Consider the following 20,434-nt stretch of genomic DNA (forward strand, 5'->3'; position numbering starts at 1 on the left):
GTAATGCGCTGCCCCCCGAGGGGGCCGCTGCGCCTGCGGTCTGGCAAAGCCAGTCCCGCGGCCCCTGCTGGGCTGAAGAGCCCCCACGCGCGGTTTGGGATGGTCGGGTATTTGGGGTAGTCATGCTTTAGGTACCGTTCAGGCCAGTTTCTTGAGTCCGGCCTTGTAACGCCGGGCATTGTCTACATAGTGCTGCGCGATCGCTTTTAAACCCTCGATCTGCTCTGGTGACATTTGCCTCACCACTTTGGCCGGGCTGCCCAGAATCAGGGAACCGTCGGGAAACTCCTTGCCCTCCGTCACCAGCGAACCCGCGCCGACCAGGCAGTTCTTGCCGATCTTCGCGCCATTGAGTACCACCGCCTGGATGCCGATCAGCGTACCGTCGCCAACAGTGCAGCCGTGCAGCATGACCTGATGGCCGATTGACACATCGTTGCCAATGGTCAGCGGCACGCCCGGGTCGGCGTGCAGGACGCTGTTGTCCTGGACGTTGGTGCCCCGGCCGATGGTGACGCTTTCGGTATCGCCGCGAATGACCACGCCAAACCAGGCGCTGCTGCCCTCGCCCAGCGTCACCCGGCCGATGACCTGCGCGTTTTCAGCCACCCAGGCTGATTCGTGGATGGTAGGGGCTGAATCGCCCAGCTGGTAAATGGCCATGGAAGTCCTTGAACAGGTGATCGTCGAAAAGGGATTGCCCCGATTGTAAGTAACCACTCGCAGTACTGTCTGCGGCGGCAAACGACGCTATCGCCGACAATCCAGCCATGGTTGACAAGCTACACTCCACAGATCTGCGCCAGCACGCCCTGCAGGCGCTGCTGGCGCCCGATCCACAGGAAAAAGTAAAGCTTACCCTTGCCATACAGTCGTTTTCAGCTTCACTTTCAGTAGCAAATGATGCCGCTCTACAGGCCCCCGCCGGCCTGCCCGGGCGCCCGGCACGGCCGGAATTGCGCTCCCATCTGGATGTGCCCAAGCGCTCCCCCTTCACCCGCGAAGGCCTGGCTGCGCTGCTCCACGCCGTGACCCACATCGAATTCAATGCCATCAATCTGGCCCTGGACGCGGTCTGGCGCTTTGGCGGGCTGCCGCACGCTTATTACCTGGACTGGCTGAAAGTGGCCGCCGAGGAAGCGCAACACTTCAGCCTGCTGAACGAGCACCTGCAGGCCATGGGCTATGACTACGGCGACTTTCCCGCGCACACCGGTTTGTGGGACATGACCGAAAAAACCGAGGGCGACGTGCTGGCCCGCATGGCGCTGGTGCCGCGCACGCTGGAGGCTCGCGGCCTGGACGCCACCCCGCCCATGCAGGCCAAGCTGCGCCGGGTCGGCACGCCCGATGCCTTGCGGGCCGTCGACATCCTGGACATCATCCTGCGCGATGAAATCGGGCATGTGGCCATCGGCAACCATTGGTACCGGTTTTTGTGTGCCGAACGCGAGCTGGACCCGATCGCCACCTATGCGGTCCTGGCACAACAATACGGCGCCCCCCGGTTGAAGGGCCCGCTCAACCTGGAAGCCCGCCGCGACGCCGGATTTGACGCTGCTGAATTGGCGCTACTAAGCGCAAATGCATGAAGTTAACAGGTTTATATGTGCAAAAAGAGCTAAAGCACGCTAGACTGTAAACGTACCGAAAGGAGTTTGCGCATGATCCGGCACCTGGTTCCAGACATCCAATCGCAACTGGCACGCCTGCCTGCGGATATCGCCCTCCAATTGCCCCAGGGCCAGCGCTTGGGTTCGGCCAACGCGCCTGTCAAGCTGTCGTTTTCCAACTGGTCCAGCATCGCCCGCCTCAAAGCTGGTCAGATCGGCGCCCTGGCAGAAGAATATGTCGAGGGCAAGCTGCAGCTGGAGGGCGCGATGCGCGATGTCATGCGCGCGGTCACCAAACTCCTGCCAGGCAACCCGGTGGAAAGCGACACCGGCTGGTGGTCCGGCATACTGCGGCGGGCCAAGTCCCTCGCGGCCCACACGCCCGCCAAAGACGCAGCTCAGATCCAGTTTCACTACGACGTGTCGGATGCCTTTTACGCGCTCTGGCTGGACCCGCGCCGGGTGTATTCTTGCGCCTACTACCGCAACCCGGCCATGACGCTGGCGCAGGCCCAGGAGGCCAAGCTAGATCATATTTGCCGCAAGCTGATGCTCCAGCCCGGCGAGCGTTTCCTGGATATAGGCGCGGGCTGGGGGGCGCTGCTGTTGTGGGCGGCCGAGCACTACGGCGTGGATGCCACGGGCATCACACTGTCGAAAAACCAGCACGCCTACGTCCAGCACCTGATTGAGCAAAAAGGCCTGGGCGGGCGCGTCCGCATGGAACTGCGCGACTACCGTGAAATGCCCGAAGACCAGCCCTTCGACAAGATTTCCTCGGTGGGCATGTTTGAGCACGTGGGGCAGGCCAACATGCCCGCCTATTTCGGGAAGATCATGCGCCTGCTGGCGCCCGGCGGACTGGTGATGAACCACGGCATCACCGCGGGCGGGCTGGAAAACCGCCAGCTCGGCGCCGGCATGGGTGACTTTATCGAGAAATACATCTTTCCCGGCGGCGAGTTGCTGCACGTCAGCGCCGTGCTGCAGTACATGTCCCGTGCCGGCCTGGAAATGGTGGACACGGAAAACCTTCGCCCTCACTATGGCCGGACGCTGTGGGACTGGTCAGACGCACTGGAGGCCCGGCTGGATGAAGCGCGCCAGGTACTCGCCGTGGACGGCGGCGCCGAACGTGCCGAAAAAACCCTGCGCGCGTACCGCCTGTATCTGGCCGGCAGCGCCATGAGTTTCGAGCAGGGCTGGATATCGCTGCACCAGATGCTGGCCACGCGCCCCACGGGCGACATGCGTGAAGCGGGGGTCAAGGGTGCCCAGTCGGTCTACCCCTTCAGCCGCGACTACATGTACCGCTGACGTACCGCTGATCCCCTGCCCGCCGTTCACCTTGCTTCAGCCCCGTGGATGATGCTGCGCATGCAGCGCCTTCAGGCGTTCCCGGGCCACATGGGTATAAATCGTGGTGGTGGAAATATCGGCGTGGCCCAGCAGCATCTGCACGGCCCTCAGGTCAGCCCCATGATTCAGCAAATGCGTGGCAAACGCGTGGCGCAAGGTGTGCGGTGACAAGGGCGAATGGATGCCCGCCAGCTGCGCGTACTTCTTGACCAACATCCAGAACATCACCCGGCTCATGCCGCTGCCACGGTTGGTGACAAACAGGTCATCGGTCTGCTGGCCGCCCAGAATGGCCGGCCGTGCCTCGGCCAGGTACAGCACAACCCATTCGCGCGCCACCTGCCCGAAGGGTACCAACCGCTCCTTGCTGCCCTTGCCCATGACGCGCAGCACGCCTTCATTCAGGCCCACGTGAAAGGTCTTGAGCCCGACCAGTTCGCTGACGCGCAGTCCGCTGGCGTACATCAGCTCCAGCATGGCCCGGTCACGCTGCCCAAGCGGCGTGCTTTCACTGGGCGCGGCCAGCAGGGCCTCCACCTGGGCTTCGCTCATCACCTTGGGCACCCGCAAGGCCTGTTTGGCGGATTGCAGTTTCAGCGTCGGATCCACCGTGATCAGTCGCTCACGCAGCGCCCAGCGAAAGTAGCGCTTGAACACCGTCAGGCGCCGGTTGGCCGAGGTGGCCTTGGTGGTGGCATGCCTGGTGGAAAAGTAACGGTTCAGGTCCGTCTCAACCGTATCGTCGAGCCGGCGGCCCTGTTGCGCGGGAGCAGCCAGCCAGGCCGCGAACAGCGACAGGTCGCGCCGGTAGGCCGCCAGGGTATTTTTCGACAAGCCGTCTTCCAGCCACAAGGCGTCGATAAACCCATCAATGCTGGACTGGCTCTGTGATTGCATGCTCCGACGATAACAAAAAGAAAACCAGAAAAAGCCACCCGGAGGCGGCTTGCCGTGACAATTCCGGCGGCGTCGGCGATCCGATCATGCGGCACGGGCAGGTGCGAGCGGCTGGATTGCCAGCACGCACGGCCGTCAGCTCCGGTAGAAATACGGATCGAGCACGCTGACCGCTGTGATGCTGCCGACTGGCAGGTTGTTTTTACCCGCCGCTTCGCGGATCGCTTCGGGCGTCGGCCCGTCGTAGACGCAGAACGACTTGCGAAGGTCCTGACTCACGTAGGAGTGGATCCAGGTCACGCCATTCCTGGCGTTGTTCTCGACCACGGTACCGCAGGCTTGTGCGCCCTGATCATTGACCGGGATCCGCAAGCCGTCGGGGAAAGTGCGTTCGACCATGTAGCGTGGCATAGCTGCTCCTTGAATTGCGACGGCGGAAATTCACCGTCGGGTTCAGCTTAGTTGCCCGCGTCGCAAGCGCCCACGGTGGGCTTGCCTAAATTGCCGTCTTGCCTTGCCCATATTGGGACGCGATCCCCGCATGCAGCGCCGCAGCCACGGCTTCGGTGCGCGACGCAACGCCGAGCTTCGTGAAAACAGCCGCCAGATGATGATCGACGGTGCGTACCGATCGGCACAGCCGCTCTGCGATTTCCGAGTTCTTCAATCCTTCGCACAGCAGCAAAAGCACTTCGATCTCGCGTGCGGTGAGTTGGTGCGGATTCGTCTGTGTTGAGGGTCGCATTCCTCTGGGCAGGCCCCGTAGCCCCGCCGCTCGCAGCTGTCGGCGCAACCCGTCCGCTGCCGGGCGTGCACCCAATTGCTCGAACAGTGTCAATGCCTGCGGTTGAGAACCCTCATCGCCTTCGCTCAGGGCGCGCGCCTGCTCATAGGGACAGCCCAAGTCCGCCCACGCCTGCGCTGCCTCGCGCCAGTGGCCAGCGATCTGCAGGGCAAAGGGCTGGGCACAGGGCAGCGGCGCGACGTCGAGCGCGCCTGCTCGTTTCATCCAATAGGCCAGCTCGCCGGTGAACCATGGATGTCGATGGTGGGTGGCGAGAGTCAACACCGATCGCGCCTCTTCAGCCGCAGCGCGCAGATCGCCACGCAAACAGGCTGCTTCGGCGCGGGCCGCGCGTACCGGAGCGATGCGCTGGAGCGTGTCGCTGGCAAGGGCCAGCTCCAGGGCTTCGTCCAGCACTTCCGCCACGCCGGGCTCCCCGCGCCGCGCCCGCAAACGACCCAAAGCGACGAGGGCCATGATGCGGCTGGTGGTGCGGTGGGTCGTCTGCTGGACGATGTCCTGCGCATGTTCAGCCGCGTCGTCCCAGCGGCCCAGATACATCTCGCACAACGCCAGCCAGGCCGTCGAGTAGTTGCGGTAGAAGTCGATCTCGTGCTGTTGCGCAAAGGAGATGGCCTGGGTGAGGTAGCGCTGCGCCTCACGCAGCCGAAAGAGTTCACCGGATCCCGAGCCGAGATTGCTGTAGGTGTTGGCCGCGATGTAGTGCAGTCCGTCGGCAAGCGCCAGGTCCAGCGCGCGTTGCAGGTGCGCGCAACCAGCGTCGTAATCGATGAACATCGTGGCGGTCCCGAGCGTGCTGACGGCAGCGCCAAGAATTTCGCGATGTTCGAACTGCTCGGCAAGCCGGAGAGCTTTACTGCCCCAGGCAACCGAAACCTCGCAGTCCCGATTGAGCATGCGCAACTGGGCTTCCACACGGTAGGCGCCGGCCAGCCGTACGCCGGGCGGCAGCGGCTCGAGCAGCTCGATCGCCCTGCGGCTCGCGGCGTCGGCGTCGGTGTTCCTCAGGGCCAGCACATAGACCAGGGCGAGCTGGCTCAGATTTTCCGCCTCGCCCAGGGCGTTGGCTGCGCGTCGGTGCACCTCGCCCAGGCGCAAACGCGCGGCTATGGCTTCGTTCAACTGGTCGGTCAGCTGGCATTCGTGCGCGTAAGCATCGAGCCAGGCGGCACGCTGGGCCTCGTCGGCTTCCCCTGCGCCTTTCGCGTACTGAAGCGCCGCGCGGTAGTGGGCGGCCGCCTCCCGGTGCGCCCCGCGCTGCTGCGCCTGACGTGCCGCTTCAGGCGCATAGCGCAGCACGGCGGCGCTGTCGCTGGACTGCGTGGCGTGGTGTACCAGGCGCGCCAGCGAGACCAGCAACTTGTCCTCTCGCACCAGCGCATCCAGGACGCTCGCATGCAGTGCGCGTGCAACGGGTTCGGACAGCGATGTTTCGATCGCAACCCGCGCCAGTTCATGACGAAAGCACAGTGCCGAGGCAGCAGTCGTCAGCAGTCCGGAATTCAAGCACTCTTCGATCAGGGCGACGTTCGTTCCGAGCAGCGCCTCGACCAGCCATTGCTCGATCTTCGCAGGAACGACGGACGCGAGCTTGACGACAGCCTGTGCGCCCGGACTGAGTCGCGCGAACCTTGCCAGAACCAGATCCTGCACGCTGCGCGGCACGCCGTCGATGCCATGCCTGAGCAGCTCGGTCACGAAAAACGGGTTGCCGTGCGTCGCTGAGTAGATGCCGTCCGGCGACCGCAAGGCGCAGCGGGCGAGGAGTTCGACCGCCGCTGGCGACAGCCTGGGCAAATCCACCCGGGTCACGAGGCTGCCCGGCAACTCGCCCAGCAAGCGCCGCAGCGGGTGCGCTGGGGTCAACTCGTCGTCTCGATAGGAGATGACCAGCAGGCAGGCGGCACGATCGATCCGCCGGCCAAGGAACTTGAGGAGATCCAGCGTCGCATCGTCGGCCCAATGCGCGTCCTCGATCACGACCAGTGTCGGACGACGGCTCTGCTGGAGCTCCGTGAGCACAGCTTCAAACAGCGCTGCGCGGCTGCCGTCGCCACCCAGCAGCGGGCGAAACCCGACCTCCGAGGAGCGCGCGATATCCTGCAGTGGGGCGAGCGGATGCGGGGTCTGCAGCGCGTCGCAGGCGCCCCACCACAAATTGGCTTCTCCACGTCTTTCGGCCAGCGCGTTGAGCAGGCTGGTCTTGCCTATGCCAGCCTCGCCAGCGATCAGGGCGGTGTGGCCGGTGCCGCGCGCGACGGAACGCAGACGGTCGTCAAGCGCGTGCAATACGGCATCGCGCTCAACGAGTTCAATCGACCGATTCCCTGGAGAATGCGGTGATCGGGGAGCATGAGGTGTAAATGGTGTGGATACCACGGATCGTCATGGTACGCCTGTCTTTGCGATTGCCGCGAGCTTCGATTCCGCCTGCTTGATCAGCCCCGTCAGCCAGGCCCGGATTTCCCGTTTGATGAACCCGCCGCTGCGGCTGAGCGCACGGGCTGGAAATGGATTTCCTGCGGGCTGCCGGGCGTCAACATGCCAAAAACGCAACAAGCCGCCCGAAGGCGGCTTGCGGTTGATGGCCCGAAGCCCCGGCTCACTCCAGCTTGAGCTTGGCCGTATCGACCACCTTTTTATACACCTCGTACTCGGCCTTGATTTGCACCGCAAACTGCTCGGGTGTGTTGGCAATGACCAGTGAGCCGGTGTCTTCAATGCGCTTGCGCACGGCCGGATCTTCCAGCGCCTTCTTCACCCCCGCGCTGACCTTGTCAACCACTTCTTTCGGCAGGCCCTTGGGGCCCAGAATGCCGTAATACGCCATGCGGTTCACCGGCTCCAGGCCCACCTCCTTGAAAGTTGGTACATCGGGCAGCGCCGCCAGGCGCTGCGGTGCGGCCACCACAATCGGAATCAGGCGCTTTTGCTGGATGAACGGCAAGGCCGAAGGAATGTTGTCAAAAATGATGGGCACCTGGCCCGCCACCGTATCGTTCAAGGCCGGCCCCGCGCCGCGGTACGGAATGTGCGTCACAAAGGTGCCGCTCAGGTTTTTGTACAGCTCCATCTGCAGGTGGCCAATGCCGCCCGTGCCTGATGACGCATACGAGTATTTACCGGGGTTCTTCTTGAGTTCCGCGACAAACTCCTTGTAGGTCCTCGCGGGAAAGCTGGGGTGCACCGCAATGATGTTGGGGGTCGCTGCAATGTTGATGATGGGCGTGAAGTCCGTCAGCGGGTTGTACGGAACCTTGGGGTTGATGGCCGGGTTGGCTGCGGTAGTGGACACCGTGGCCATGCCGAGCGAATAGCCATCAGGCACGGCACGGGCTGTTTCAGTGGCGCCGATCACGCCGCCTCCGCCTGCCTTGTTCTCGATGATGACGGTCTGGCCCAGCGCCTTGCCCAGTGGCTCGGCAATCACGCGCCCCACGATGTCGGTCGTGCCGCCAGGTGCAAACGGCACCTGCAGCTTGATGACCTTGTTGGGATACGCCTGCGACCATGCGGGACCTGCCGTGACGGCCAGGGTAAGCGCATAAACAGCAGACAAGGCAAACAGATAACGACGTTGCATGGTGAAGTCCTTCAAAATCAAAACAGATGGAATGGTATACGCAAGCCACATGCCTGCCTGCTGTGGATTACGCATAAGGGCAAACCCGAACACCACAGCCTTTGCGGTTATTCTCGGCGGGTGAATTACGCGCAACTTCTTTTTCCCGACTTTTCCCTGATTGTTTGTGGTTACCTGGTCTGCCGCTACACCGCGCTCAACCGCACGGTCTGGGAGCAGGTGGAGAGCCTGGTCTATTACTTTCTGTTTCCGGTGTTGCTGTTCCAGTCCATCGTCAAAAGCCCGCTGGACCTGGGGGCCACGTCCAGCCTGATCGGCGCGGGCCTGCTGCTGGGGCTGTCCGGCATTGCGATGGCCTACAGCCTGCCCTACCTCCCCTGGCTGAGCCGGCGTATTGACCCGCGCGAGCATGCGGGCAGCGCCCAGGTTGCCTTTCGCTTCAATTCCTTCATCGGCCTGGCCCTGGCAGACCGGCTGGCGGGTACCGAGGGCCAGCAGCTGATTGCCGTGCTGATCGGCGTTTGCGTGCCGTTATTCAACGTGGCCGCGGTCTGGCCCATGGTGAGGCACGCCAGGCGCGGCTTCCTGCGCGAGCTGGTGCGCAATCCCCTGATCGTGGCCACTGCTACCGCCCTTGTGGCCAACCTGCTGGGCTTCACCCTGCCCATTTGGCTGGAGCCCACGGTCACGCGCATTGGCGCGGCATCACTGGCGCTGGGCCTGCTGGCAGCCGGCGCGGGCATGCAGTTTGCCCATCTGTCGCAAGCCAAGACACTGGCGGTTGCGGTGCTGTCGATACGCCACCTGCTGCTGCCGCTGGTAGCCCTGGGCCTGACGAAAGCCTGGGGGCTGTCGGCTGCGCAGAGCACCGTCCTGCTCGCGTTTTCTGCGCTGCCGACGGCCTCCAGCGCCTATGTGCTGGCGGCGCGCATGGGCTACAACGGCGGCTATGTGGCCGGCCTGGTGACCTTGTCGACCATGCTGGGCATCGTCAGCCTGCCCTTTGCGCTGGGCGTGCTGCGTTAGTGGACTGTAACGATTGAATCGGAAGCACTCTACACAGGGAAAAGTTCACTCTCTTTTCTCCGTTACAGGTCACTAGTGGACTGTAACGTTTAAAACGGAAGTATCATTGTAGCCATGGAGGTTGCGATGAAACTGACCAAAAGCGAACGCATGGAACTTCAACAGCAAGCTGCCGCGAGGAACGCCCGAGCCGATTCGGCGCGCCACGCCCGATTGATCCTGCTGCTGGCCGATGGGCTCACCTGGGCTGAGATTCGCGCCAAGCTGGACTGCAGCGACAGCTATATTGATCGCTGGAGCAAACGCTTTGAAAGTGATCGCCTGGCCGGCCTGTTCGCTCGTCATGCCGGGCGCGAGCGCTACAAGGTGACTGATCGCCTGGAGGCGCGTGTGCTGGCGCGAACCACCAAACACAAGCCGGCTGACGGCTCCACGCACTGGTCCTCGCGCAAACTGGCAGCTGAACTGGGCGGCGATATCTCCCACATGACGGTGGCCCGGATCTGGGCCAGGCACGGCATCAAGCCGCATTTGCTGGAAGGCTATCTCACCTCCAACGATCCGGACTTTGAGACCAAGGCTGCCGATGTCATCGGGCTGTACCTGAACCCGCCTCAGAACGCCGTGGTGTTCCGTGTCGATGAAAAGACCGCGATTCAGGCGCTGGATCGGCTGGACCCGGTGCTGCCGCTGTCGCCGGGGCGCGCCGAGCGACACGGCTTTGAGTATTTCCGGCACGGCACGCTCTCCTTGTACGCGGCCTTCAATACCAAGACCGGTGAGGTGCTGGGCAAGACGGCCACTCGCCATACCTCGGCCGAGTTCGTCGCGTTTCTCACCGATATCGTGGCCAACCAGCCCAAGGGCAAAGAGATTCACGTCATCGCCGACAACCTCTCGGCCCACAAGACCAAGCACGTCGAGCAGTTCCTGGCCACGCACAGCAACGTTCATATGCACTTCACCCCGACGTACTCGTCCTGGCTCAACCAGGTGGAGTTGTGGTTTGCCAAGATCGAGCGCGATGTCATCGCCCGTGGCGTGTTCACGTCTTTGCCTGATCTGAAGCGAAAACTCATGCGCTACATCCGCCAGTACAACGAGCAACCCAAACCCGTGAAATGGAAGTACTGTGATTTGTCACGGCGTATCACTCCCGATTCAATCGTTACAGTCCACTAGTGCAGCGACTCCGGTTGAATGTCATTCAACAACTGCTAAAAGCCGACCGTCCATCAGCTCGATTGCGCGAGCGCCCAGCCCACATGCTCCCGGACCAGCGCGCTCGGGTCATCGGCACGCCGGCTCAAACTTTCACGCAGCGCATCTGCGCCGGCGCCCGCGCCCGCGCCTGCAGTGCGCAACGCATTTCCCATCGCCACGGCAATATTGCGCAGCCAGCGCTCATGCCCAATGCGGCGTATGGCGCTGCCTTCGGTGAAGCGCAAAAATTCTTCCTCGGTCCAGCCAAACAAGGTTATCAACTGCTGCCCCGTCAGGCCCTCGCGCTCATCAAAGTCAGGCAGGGCACTGCGTTGCGCGAACTTGTTCCAGGGGCAGATCAGCTGGCAGTCGTCGCAGCCATAAATGCGGTTGCCCATCAAGGGGCGCAGTTCCAGCGGAATGGATCCGGCGTGTTCTATGGTCAGGTAGGAAATGCAGCGCCGGGCGTCGAGCTTGTACGGCGCAATGATGGCGTGCGTGGGGCAGATATCGATGCAGGCGCTGCAGGTACCGCAATGCGGTGCGACCGGTGCGCTGGGCGGCAGGGCCAGGTCCACATAGATTTCGCCGAGAAAAAACATGGAGCCCGCCTCGCGGTTGAGCAGCAGCGTGTGCTTGCCGCGCCAGCCCTGGCCGCTGCGGGCAGCCAGTTCAGCCTCCAGCACCGGCGCCGAGTCGGTGAAGGCGCGATGGCCGAGTTTTTCGACGTGCACGGCGATACGCTCGCCGAGTTTTTGCAGGCGGGCACGCATGATCTTGTGGTAGTCGCGGCCCCGGGCATACACCGAAACGATGCCTTCGGTGGGCCGCCCGAGCCGGCTGAACTCGATGGCCTGCCATTCACCCGGCACCGCCGATGTGGCAGCCGGTAAATAATCCATGCGTGCCGTGATGACGCTCACGGTACCGGGAATCAGTTCAGCCGGCCGCGCCCGTTTCAGCCCGTGCGCTTGCATGTAATGCATGTCACCATGAAAGCCTGCGGCCAGCCAGGCTGATAATCCAGGTTCAGCTGATGACAAATCGACACCGGCCACGCCAATTTGCGAAAATCCAAGCTCGCGCGCCCAAGTCTGAATTTGATTTACAAATTGATGATTGAATTGATGACTGTTCAGGTCCACCCGCTGATTGTAAAAAACATTGTCTGGCAGGACGAGGCCGCAACCCTTGCCTTTGCGCAGGCATTGGCGCGTCAACCGGCGATCGGGCAGGCGCTGATTGAGCTGCAGGGCGACCTCGGGGCCGGCAAAACCACGTTTGTGCGCCACCTGCTGGGGGCTCTCGGTGTCAAGGGCCGCATCAAAAGCCCCACCTATGCCGTGGTGGAGCCCTACACCCTGCCCTCTTCCGGCATGAGTCCCTCGGGCCTGTCGATCTGGCACTTTGACTTTTACCGCTTCAATGACCCGCGGGAATGGGAAGAAGCCGGTTTCCGCGACATCTTCGCCAGCCCCGGGCTCAAGCTGGTGGAGTGGCCCGAGAAAGCGGGCGTCCATTTGCCGCCGCCCGACCTGCTGCTCAAGATGGAGGTGTTGGGTGACACGTCCCGTTCAGTCACAGCGACGGCTCACAGTGCCACCGGCGCAAAACTGCTGGCATGACGAATAAAAGCGGTCGCCACTTCAACCGGCGCAGCGCCTTGCAGCTGGGCGGCGTGGTCCTGCTGCTGGGCGCGCAGCACATTGCCCGTGGCGCCACCATTGTCGCCGTGCGCGTCTGGCCGGCCAAAGACTACACCCGGGTCACCATCGAGTCCGACGGTGAAATCAAGGCGCGGCAGTTCTTTGTGGCCGAGCCGCCGCGCCTGGCGGTTGACATTGAGGGCATAGACCTGATTCCGGCCTTGCGCGAGTTGGTGGCCAAGGTGAAATCGGACGATCCGAATATTTCAGGGATTCGCGTCGGGCAAAACGCACCAGGCGTGGTGCGGCTGGTGATTGACCTGAAGCAGGCCATGCTGCCGCAGGTCTTCACGCTTCCGCCGGTGGCTGCTTACCAGCACCGGCTGGTGCTGGACCTGTACCCGGCGCAGGCCATCGACCCGCTGGAGGCCCTGATTGCCGAGCGGCTGGCCGACAAGCAGGCCGGCGCCGGCTCATCCACGAGCGCAGCCCCCGACCCGCTGGGCGAGTTGATCGCCCGCCAGACCGGACGAGCCCCATCGGGCGCAATGGCCGGTGGCGACAAGCCAGCGGGCAACCCGCCGCTGGCTGGCTCTGCAGACGACCGCTTGCCCTTACCGGCCGCCCGGCCGCCTGGCGACATGGCGGCCGCTGGCAAGGGACGGACCGAAGGCAAGACAGACCGGCTCGTCATCGTGGCGCTGGACCCGGGACATGGCGGCGAGGACCCGGGCGCGGTTGGGCCCGGTGGCACACGCGAGAAAGACGTGGTGCTGCAAATCGCGCATCGCCTGCGCGACCGCATCAACCAGCAACCGAACATGCGCGCCTACCTCACGCGCGATGCGGATTTTTTTGTGCCGCTGCACATCCGCGTGCAAAAAGCGCGCCGCGTGCAGGCCGATCTTTTCATCAGCATCCATGCGGACGCCTTCTTTACCGCCCGCCCGCAAGGCGCCAGCGTGTTTGCCTTGAGTGACAAGGGCGCCTCCAGCAGCGCCGCGCGCTGGCTGGCCGAGAAGGAAAATTCCGCCGACCTCGTGGGCGGCGTCAATGTGAAGGCCCGGGACGTGCAGGTCCAGAAGGCCCTGCTGGACATGAGCACCACCGCGCAGATCAATGACAGCCTCAAGCTGGGCAGCGCCATGCTGGGCGAGATCGGCCATGTCGGCAGGCTGCACAAGCCGCGGGTTGAACAAGCCGGCTTTGCGGTGCTCAAGGCGCCCGACATCCCCAGCGTGCTGGTAGAAACCGCCTTCATCAGCAATCCGGAGGAAGAAGCCCGATTGCGCAGCGATGACTATCAGATCCAGCTCGCGGATGCGCTGATGCGCGGCATCAGCCGCTACTTTGCCCGCAACCCGCCGCTGGCGCGGAATCGCGCTCTGTAGTCACCCTGATCAGTCCTCGCGGACAGCGGGTCCGTGCGCGGCTGCTCCCTGCGGCTTTTTTCAAGCCCAACCGACAGGCGGCAACGGCCCTCTCCTACAGTTCCGCACAAACCGGCGTCCTACAGTGGGAATACAGGCAAAGGCCCCCAAAGGCCAAAAAAGGCCCAAAAAAAACTGTCCGGGATGGGGAAAGCCTGAAACTCTTAAGGAGAGGTAGCCCCCATGAATGCGAAACTGAATGCCAAATTCCTGATGGCCGCCGTGGCTGCCTCCATGATCTCCCTGACCGGTTGCGGAACCCCCACCAGGACGCAAATTGGTACTGCCACGGGTGCAGTGGTCGGCGGCGTTGCCGGTAGTGCCGTGAGTGGCGGAAGCACGATCGGAACAGTGGGCGGTGCTGCCGCAGGTGCGTTGATCGGTCACGAGCTCAGCAAAGGCCGCTAAATAACAAGCTAACAAGCCGTTGCCCCGCTGACACGCTGTTGCGGGGTAAGCCGGCCCGCCCGCAAGCACCTGATGAACGGGGCAGATGGGCGGGCCAGTTCAGAGCGGATGGATCAGCGAGTTGAGGATCCTCTCGCTGTCGTATACACCAAGACAAAGACTCAAAGACAAGGACCCGAAGACACAAAGGCGGCTCCTGAATTTCAGCGAGTCGCCTTTCTTCTTGTTTGCCAATCGACCAGCTTTACAGCGTGCCGCGCGCCCATGGCCCCCAGATCGCAAAGGTAATACCCGGCGTCTGGATGTTGACGAACAGCGTCTGCCCCTTGGCATCGAAACAGGCTCCTGCGAATTCGCGATCGCGGTAGTCTTCCGGCGCAACTTTCTTGCCGGAGCTGGTGATGTCCTGCGGCGTCAGGACGATATTGTTTTTCGCAAAAATGTAGCTTGCGCCGTTTGACATCAGGCCCATCAGACGATCGCCGAATCCGAACTCGTCCGCCACGCCACCACCGTCTTCGCACAACAGCACGCCGCCGCGAGGGCTGACGGTGATGTTGTCGGGGTTGTTGCCCGCAATAGCACTGCCGGAGACGAAAACCGCCTTCAAACGCATCGTCGCCAGATCGAGCTCCCACACTGCGCCCTCACCGCGTCCTGGCCGGCCGCCGGCATCCCTGCCCGTCGATGTATCGACGAAATACATCTTGCGGTTGAAATACCACGCGCCTTCGCCGCGGCTCATACGCAGCGCGCCCTGGTCCCAGGCCTGCACAAAGGGGCCGGCAACGGGGCCGGACGCATCCGGCACAAGGTACACCTGCGGGTCGGCGTCCGGATACTGGATGTTGACCCATTCCAGCTCGTACGTGTCACCCAGCGTTGCAACCATCAGGCTCGCTTTTGGCTGGCCTTTGACACGCGCCGCCTGCAAAGTGCCGCCCTGCGCCAGCGCCCCCGGCTGCATGCTGGTATTGCGCGGAATAAAACGATACAGGCCCGACTTGTTGCGGTCATCCTGCGTCAGGTAAACAATGCTGGTGGCGGGATCGACTGCGACCGCTTCATGGCTGAAACGACCCATGTCGACAATCGGCTGGCCTGTTGTCTGTGAGGGGTCGGCTGTGACTTCGAAAACATAGCCGTGCTTTCTTCCGCCCACTGAAGTACGGTCCGCGATGGTTTCCTCGCAGGTCAGCCAGGTGCCCCATGGCGTGACGCCACCGGCACAGTTGACCAGCGTACCGCCAAGGCTCGGCACGGTGAGGGCCGGTTCCGAGGTGCCGTGCCGGAAAGTGATGTTGGTGGTTCCGCCTTGAACCTGGCTGCGGTCATACTGCGCGCCCGCACCGATGACTTCTGCGCCCTCACCCAGCTCATGATTACGGATCAGCACAATTTCGGGGCCCCTTGGCCCGTTACGTTCTGCGACGACAGCCATACCGTCATGGCCGCGTGGCGTCGGCTGCCCGTTGGCCATCAGATCACCCGTCCATGACAGGCTGCGATAGCTGAATCCGTCGGGAAGCTGAAGCAGTTCCAACCCGGTACTCAGGTCCCTGCTTGGGCGAATCGGACCATAAGGGCCGACGATCGATGATGGCGCTGGCTGCGCGGCGTTGGCATGTTGTGCTGCAAATGCCTGCAGCGTTGCGACGAACGGGATAGCGACAGCGGCCGTGCCGCCCTTCAAAAGACTGCGACGCGACGCATTGATGGTGTCTTCCATACGTTTCTCTCCGGGGTGTTTTTGGGACAATTCCCGATTCGATAAAAACACAGGCAGATGAAGTTGCTGTGACAGCGTTGGCACCTCTTATCAATGAAAGATCAACGGAAGATCAACGGAAGCACCCTGCACAATTGACAGCCGACCGTTGACAATTGCATCGCTAAAACGGACCACCAACGGACGACGGGGCCGCGGTGTCTGGCCGTACCGCCGTCCGCGAACCAACCCATCGATGAAAATCCCCCTGAAAATCGGGTCGCGCGGAGTGCAGGCCGGCACCAGCGCTGCTCAATACCGCTATTAACACTGCTACTTAGGCAGCGTGTTGATGGTTTCTCTGGCGTTACAGGTTATATAGGTTATAGGGACATTGCCCGGATTGACACATCCGGGTTATCGCTTACCAGCAGGCGAAGCCGGATTCACACAGGATTGCCGGAAACTTCAGCTTGACGCACTGGCGTTGCGCCCGGCTTTCCACGCGCCACACAACACAAACAAGCCTGGAATCAGAGGATCGTCGCCCAGATGATCTTGTCCGGGTGCTCCTTGACAAAAGGAACGTTGCCAAAAAAGTAACCCGCCGTGACAATGCCGCGCACCCAGAGCGCCCCTCCCCGATGTCGTACAGCGTGAATTCGCGGCGCGGCGCGGCGCATCAGCACCCGGCGTCGGGTCAGCCAAACGCGCAAGGCGCCTGCTCGACCCTGGCCTGCACTTGTACCCGTGTCGGCGGCACACAGCCGCGGCGCATGACGCACAGGCTGGCGCTGGCAAGGGCATGCGCGAGCAGCCTGCGGCCCGCCGCGTCGTCCAGCGGCGCCCGCACAGCGGCAGCCGCTGCGCCAGTCAAGCCGTGCCCCGCGCCATCGTGCGTCAGCAAGGCAGCCAGAAAGCCCGCCAGAAAACAGTCGCCGGCGCCCACCGTATCAACCACCTTCAGCGGCATGGCTTCACGCGCCCTCCATTGCCGGCCCTCGCGCGTGAGCAGGCAGGCGCCCTGCGCACCGAGCGTCAGCACCAGCAGGCGGGCCGACGTCGCGTCCAGCAGGTGCTGGGCGCGCGCCAGCGCATCCCCTCCTGGCGTTGCGAGATGCTCCAGGTCTTCATCGCTGACCTTGAGCACGTCGGCCTGCTGCATCACCGCCTGGACATTGCGCCGGTAGGCCTCTAGGTCCGGCATCACCGAGGGACGCAGATTGGCATCCACCACCACCAGCGTGCCCGCTTCACGCTGCGCGCGCAGCCAGGGCAGGTAGTGCGGGGCATCCTCCGGCGCCAGCGCCAGCGCCCCGGTGCAGACCATCTGCAGCGCGGGCGCTTGCCGGCACGACCGGATCAGCCGCTCCGCCGTGATGGCACGGTCCGCCACCCCATCGCGGTAAAAGGCGTAGTCGGGGTGCCCCTTGTCGTCCACCCCCACCAGCGCCAGCGAGGTGCTCTGCATCACCGGCTGCGAATGGGCCAGCTGCACGCCGTCGCTGACAAGGGCTGCCGCCAGCTGGCGGCCGAAGCGGTCTCCCGACAGGGGATTGAGGTAAAGCGTGCCGATGTCCTGCCTGGCGAGCGCCCGTGTCAGGTTGAAGACCGCGCCGCCAATGCAGGGCTCGTAGCGCCCGTCGGGCTGCAGGATCAAATCGATGAGCGCTTCGCCCGCCGTGGCCACCTGCAGAGGTTTATCAGGGTTTTCCATGACTAAAGGGTTTTCCATAACTAAAACAACTTGATTTAATAACTCCAGCGCCACTATAGTTCGATCAAGCCCATCGGTAATGGGTACTTTCCCCGAGGGTAGCCATACCCGACCATGAACATTCCATCAAGCAGGAGACAAGTCGCATGAAACATACCGTTGCCCACACCATCGCCCGTACCGCCACCCTTCTCACGCTGTCCAGCCTTGCACTGGCCGCAACCTGCGCATTCGCTGCGGGCGAGCCGGTGATCGGCCTGATCACCAAAACCGAAACCAATCCCTTCTTCGTCAAGATGAAGGAAGGGGCCGAGGCCGAGGCCAAAAAACTCGGTGCCAAGCTGCTGACCGCGGCCGGAAAATCCGACGGCGACACCGCAGGCCAGATCACCGCCCTTGAAAACATGGCGGCTGCCGGCGCCAAGACCATTTTGATCACCGCCAGCGGCGATGCCATCGCCCCGACCGTCAAAAAACTGCAGGCCAAGGGCGTGCAGGTGATCGCGCTGGACAGCCCCTTTGCCGGCGCCGACGCGCTGTTTGCCACCGACAACTACCAGGCCGGCGTCCTGGTGGGCCAGTACGCCAAGGCGGCAATGGCCGGCAAACCCGCCCGTATCGTCACGCTTGACCTGCTGCCCGGCCACCCGGTGGGCGCACAGCGGCACAACGGCTTCATGAAGGGTTTTGGCCTGCCTGCGGCAGACGCCAAGTCCAACGAACTGTCGCGGGACCCTGCCGTGGTGTGCATGGCCGACAGCTTTGGCGACCGGGCCAAGAGCCAGACCGCCATGGAGAACTGCCTGCAGAAAAATCCCGACATCAACGTGGTCTACACCATCAACGAACCCGCCGCCGCCGGCGCCTTCAACGCGCTGAAGAAGGCCGGCAAGGAAAAAGGCGTGCTGATCCTGTCCGTCGACGGCGGCTGCCAGGGCATCAAGGATCTGGCGGCCGGCATGATCACTGCGACCTCGCAGCAATATCCGCTGAAGATGGCGGCACTGGGCGTGGAGGCCGGCGTGAAGTACGCCAAGGGCGGCCAGAAGTCCTCGGGCTACACCGACACCGGCGTAACCCTGATCTCGGCCAAGCCGGTCAGCGGCGTGGACAGCAAGGACCTCAAGACGGGCATGGACCTTTGCTGGGGCACCAAATGACCCGGCAGTTGCCCGAAGCAGACCTTGGGTTGGCGGGACCGCCTGAGCGCGCCCCTGTTCCTTCAATCACTTCGAGGGGTTCACCGATGAATTCAACTTCACGCCACATCCCGTGGGGGGCCCTGGGCCCCTGGCTGGCCCTGCTGGCCACCTGCATCTTTTTTACCACCCAGTCAGACCGTTTCCTGACCGGTGAAAACCTGTCACTGGTGCTGCAGCAGGTGATGGTTGTGGGCATCCTGGCCATCGGCCAGACCCTGATCATCCTGACTGCCGGCATCGACCTGTCATGCGGCATGGTCATGGCACTGGGCAGCATGATCATGACCAAGTTCGCGGTGAACTACGGCATCAACCCCTACCTGGCCATTGTCTGCGGGCTGGCGGTCACCACCGGCTTTGGACTCATCAACGGCCTGCTGGTCACCCGCGTCAAGCTGCCCCCCTTCATCGTGACGCTGGGCACCCTGAACATCGCGTTCGCCATCACCCAGATTTACTCCAACGCGCAAATCATTTCCAACCTCCCGGATGAAATGACCGCCCTGGGCAACACCTTCAGCCTGGGCAGCACCGAAGTCAGCCTGGGGACGGTCACGATGATCGCCCTGTACGCCCTCGCATGGTTCGTGCTGCGGGAGACCGCGCCGGGCCGCCACCTGTACGCGGTGGGCAACAACGCCGAAGCCGCGCGCCTGACCGGCATCCGGGTCGACCGCGTGCTGGTGACGGTCTATGCGCTGGCGGGTCTTTTTTACGGCATTGCCGCGCTGTTGTCGGTCGCGCGCACCGGCGTGGGCGACCCCAACGCCGGGCAAACCGAAAACCTGGATGCCATCACCGCCGTGGTGCTGGGCGGCACCAGCCTGTTTGGCGGGCGCGGCATCATCCTGGGCTCGCTGGTGGGCGCGGTGATTGTGGGCGTGTTCCGCAATGGCCTGACGCTGATGGGCGTTGCCTCCGTTTATCAAACGCTGATCACCGGCATCCTGGTGATCCTCGCAGTCGCTGCTGACCAGATGTCGCGCAAGGGGCCCCGCTGATGAATACCACCTCACCCAACCACTCACCCAACGCCTCCTCCCCTCTGGTCATGCAGGCCCGGGGCCTGGTCAAACGCTACGGCCAGGTGACTGCGCTGGACGGCACCGACTTTGAGCTGCGCGCCGGTGAAATCCTGGCGGTGATCGGTGACAACGGCGCCGGCAAGTCCTCCCTGATCAAGGCCCTGTCGGGGGCGACCGTGCCCGACGAAGGCGAGTTGCTGCTGGACGGCAAGCCGGTGCGCTTCAAGTCCCCCATCGATGCACGCCGGGCCGGCATAGAGACCGTCTACCAGGACCTGGCCGTTGCCCCGGCCATGAGCATTGCCGAAAACCTGTTCCTCGGCCGTGAGCTCATCAAGACCAGAGGCCTTGGCAAACTGCTGCACCTGCTCGACAAGAAGCGGATGCTGGAGCAGGCCATTGCCCGCATGCAGGAGCTCAAGGTCGGGATTCGCTCGATGACGCAAGCGGTGGAGACGCTCTCCGGCGGCCAGCGCCAGTGCGTGGCCGTGGCGCGCGCCGCTGCCTTCGCACAGCACGTGGTGATCATGGACGAGCCCACGGCCGCGCTGGGCGTGAAGGAAGGCAACATGGTGCTGGAGCTGATTCGCCGGGTGCGCGACAAGGGCCTGCCCGTGATCCTGATCAGCCACAACATGCCGCATGTGTTCGAGGTGGCCGACCGCATCCATATCCAGCGCCTGGGCCGGCGTGCGGCCGTCGTCAACCCCAAAACCATCAGCATGAGCGATACCGTCGCCGTGATGACTGGCGCCAAGACGGCCGAAGAACTGCCGCAGGCCGCACTGGCCTGAACGCCTGTTCGCACTCAA

At 63.2% G+C, this 20,434-nt stretch carries 18 protein-coding genes; 10 read left to right on the forward strand and 8 right to left on the reverse strand.

Annotated elements, in window-relative coordinates:
* Window positions 1-138: 138 nt before the first annotated feature.
* Window positions 139-663 (reverse strand): gamma carbonic anhydrase family protein, encoded by a 525-nt coding sequence (locus BPRO_RS15930; protein ID WP_011484097.1) that lies wholly within the window; start codon window positions 661-663, stop codon window positions 139-141.
* A 107-nt stretch (window positions 664-770) separates the two neighbouring features.
* Between BPRO_RS15930 and BPRO_RS15935 the strand changes: the two genes are divergently transcribed.
* Window positions 771-1,592 carry a ferritin-like domain-containing protein gene (locus BPRO_RS15935; RefSeq protein ID WP_011484098.1) on the forward strand — a complete coding sequence of 274 codons (822 nt, stop codon included), beginning with the start codon at window positions 771-773 and terminating at the stop codon, window positions 1,590-1,592.
* 72 nt (window positions 1,593-1,664) lie between these two features.
* The gene (locus BPRO_RS15940) at window positions 1,665-2,930 is read left to right on the forward strand and encodes a class I SAM-dependent methyltransferase (RefSeq protein ID WP_011484099.1); all 1,266 of its coding nucleotides are present in this window, start codon (window positions 1,665-1,667) and stop codon (window positions 2,928-2,930) included.
* Window positions 2,931-2,966: 36 nt separating this feature from the next.
* Here BPRO_RS15940 and xerD read toward each other — a convergent pair whose 3' ends face one another.
* From xerD to BPRO_RS15960, 4 genes are all read right to left on the reverse strand, one after another.
* Window positions 2,967-3,869, reverse strand: coding sequence for a site-specific tyrosine recombinase XerD (gene xerD / locus BPRO_RS15945; RefSeq protein WP_011484100.1), 903 nt, complete (start codon window positions 3,867-3,869; stop codon window positions 2,967-2,969).
* A 135-nt stretch (window positions 3,870-4,004) separates the two neighbouring features.
* Window positions 4,005-4,280, reverse strand: a complete 276-nt coding sequence (locus BPRO_RS15950) for a DUF4242 domain-containing protein (RefSeq protein ID WP_011484101.1) — start codon at window positions 4,278-4,280, stop codon at window positions 4,005-4,007.
* 85 nt (window positions 4,281-4,365) lie between these two features.
* On the reverse strand, window positions 4,366-6,963 hold the full coding sequence (locus BPRO_RS15955) for a helix-turn-helix transcriptional regulator (protein WP_041388876.1): 2,598 nt from the start codon (window positions 6,961-6,963) through the stop codon (window positions 4,366-4,368).
* 313 nt (window positions 6,964-7,276) lie between these two features.
* Window positions 7,277-8,257 (reverse strand): tripartite tricarboxylate transporter substrate binding protein BugE, encoded by a 981-nt coding sequence (locus BPRO_RS15960; RefSeq protein ID WP_041389925.1) that lies wholly within the window; start codon window positions 8,255-8,257, stop codon window positions 7,277-7,279.
* A gap of 120 nt (window positions 8,258-8,377) precedes the next feature.
* On the opposite strand from BPRO_RS15960, the gene BPRO_RS15965 reads away from it, so the two are divergent.
* Both BPRO_RS15965 and BPRO_RS15970 read left to right on the forward strand, forming a co-directional pair.
* Window positions 8,378-9,283, forward strand: a complete 906-nt coding sequence (locus tag BPRO_RS15965) for an AEC family transporter (RefSeq protein ID WP_011484104.1) — start codon at window positions 8,378-8,380, stop codon at window positions 9,281-9,283.
* Between the two features lie 126 nt (window positions 9,284-9,409).
* Complete coding sequence (locus BPRO_RS15970; protein ID WP_011484105.1) at window positions 9,410-10,465, forward strand: IS630 family transposase; 1,056 nt, start codon at window positions 9,410-9,412, stop codon at window positions 10,463-10,465.
* 53 nt (window positions 10,466-10,518) lie between these two features.
* Here BPRO_RS15970 and queG read toward each other — a convergent pair whose 3' ends face one another.
* Window positions 10,519-11,586: a tRNA epoxyqueuosine(34) reductase QueG gene (gene queG / locus BPRO_RS15975; protein WP_157045943.1), complete on the reverse strand. Its 1,068-nt coding sequence runs from the start codon at window positions 11,584-11,586 to the stop codon at window positions 10,519-10,521.
* 27 nt (window positions 11,587-11,613) lie between these two features.
* Here queG and tsaE point away from each other — a divergent pair, with 27 nt between their 5' ends.
* The 3 genes from tsaE (at window position 11,614) to BPRO_RS15990 (ending at window position 13,970) form a co-directional block, all read left to right on the forward strand.
* Window positions 11,614-12,111 (forward strand): tRNA (adenosine(37)-N6)-threonylcarbamoyltransferase complex ATPase subunit type 1 TsaE, encoded by a 498-nt coding sequence (gene tsaE, locus BPRO_RS15980; protein WP_041388877.1) that lies wholly within the window; start codon window positions 11,614-11,616, stop codon window positions 12,109-12,111.
* Window positions 12,108-13,523 carry an N-acetylmuramoyl-L-alanine amidase gene (locus tag BPRO_RS15985; RefSeq protein ID WP_011484108.1) on the forward strand — a complete coding sequence of 472 codons (1,416 nt, stop codon included), beginning with the start codon at window positions 12,108-12,110 and terminating at the stop codon, window positions 13,521-13,523. The genes tsaE and BPRO_RS15985 overlap by 4 nt, the downstream gene beginning before the upstream one ends.
* A gap of 222 nt (window positions 13,524-13,745) precedes the next feature.
* Window positions 13,746-13,970, forward strand: coding sequence for a glycine zipper 2TM domain-containing protein (locus BPRO_RS15990; protein ID WP_011484109.1), 225 nt, complete (start codon window positions 13,746-13,748; stop codon window positions 13,968-13,970).
* A gap of 244 nt (window positions 13,971-14,214) precedes the next feature.
* On the opposite strand, the gene BPRO_RS15995 is transcribed toward BPRO_RS15990, so the two are convergent.
* Both BPRO_RS15995 and BPRO_RS16000 read right to left on the reverse strand, forming a co-directional pair.
* Window positions 14,215-15,699 (reverse strand): PhoX family protein, encoded by a 1,485-nt coding sequence (locus BPRO_RS15995; protein WP_011484110.1) that lies wholly within the window; start codon window positions 15,697-15,699, stop codon window positions 14,215-14,217.
* A gap of 679 nt (window positions 15,700-16,378) precedes the next feature.
* The gene (locus BPRO_RS16000; protein WP_041388878.1) at window positions 16,379-17,395 is read right to left on the reverse strand and encodes a PfkB family carbohydrate kinase; all 1,017 of its coding nucleotides are present in this window, start codon (window positions 17,393-17,395) and stop codon (window positions 16,379-16,381) included.
* Window positions 17,396-17,541: 146 nt separating this feature from the next.
* Between BPRO_RS16000 and BPRO_RS16005 the strand changes: the two genes are divergently transcribed.
* From BPRO_RS16005 to BPRO_RS16015, 3 genes are all read left to right on the forward strand, one after another.
* Entirely contained in the window at window positions 17,542-18,555 is a 1,014-nt protein-coding gene (locus BPRO_RS16005; RefSeq protein ID WP_011484112.1) for a sugar ABC transporter substrate-binding protein, read from the forward strand.
* An 86-nt stretch (window positions 18,556-18,641) separates the two neighbouring features.
* A complete protein-coding gene (locus BPRO_RS16010) occupies window positions 18,642-19,598 on the forward strand; it encodes an ABC transporter permease (protein ID WP_041388879.1) in 957 nt (318 codons plus the stop codon).
* A complete protein-coding gene (locus BPRO_RS16015; RefSeq protein WP_011484114.1) occupies window positions 19,598-20,416 on the forward strand; it encodes an ATP-binding cassette domain-containing protein in 819 nt (272 codons plus the stop codon). The genes BPRO_RS16010 and BPRO_RS16015 overlap by 1 nt, the downstream gene beginning before the upstream one ends.
* Window positions 20,417-20,434: the final 18 nt, after the last annotated feature.

Origin of the sequence: Polaromonas sp. JS666 (assembly GCF_000013865.1) — a bacterium.
Classification (GTDB): Bacteria; Pseudomonadota; Gammaproteobacteria; order Burkholderiales; family Burkholderiaceae_C; genus Polaromonas.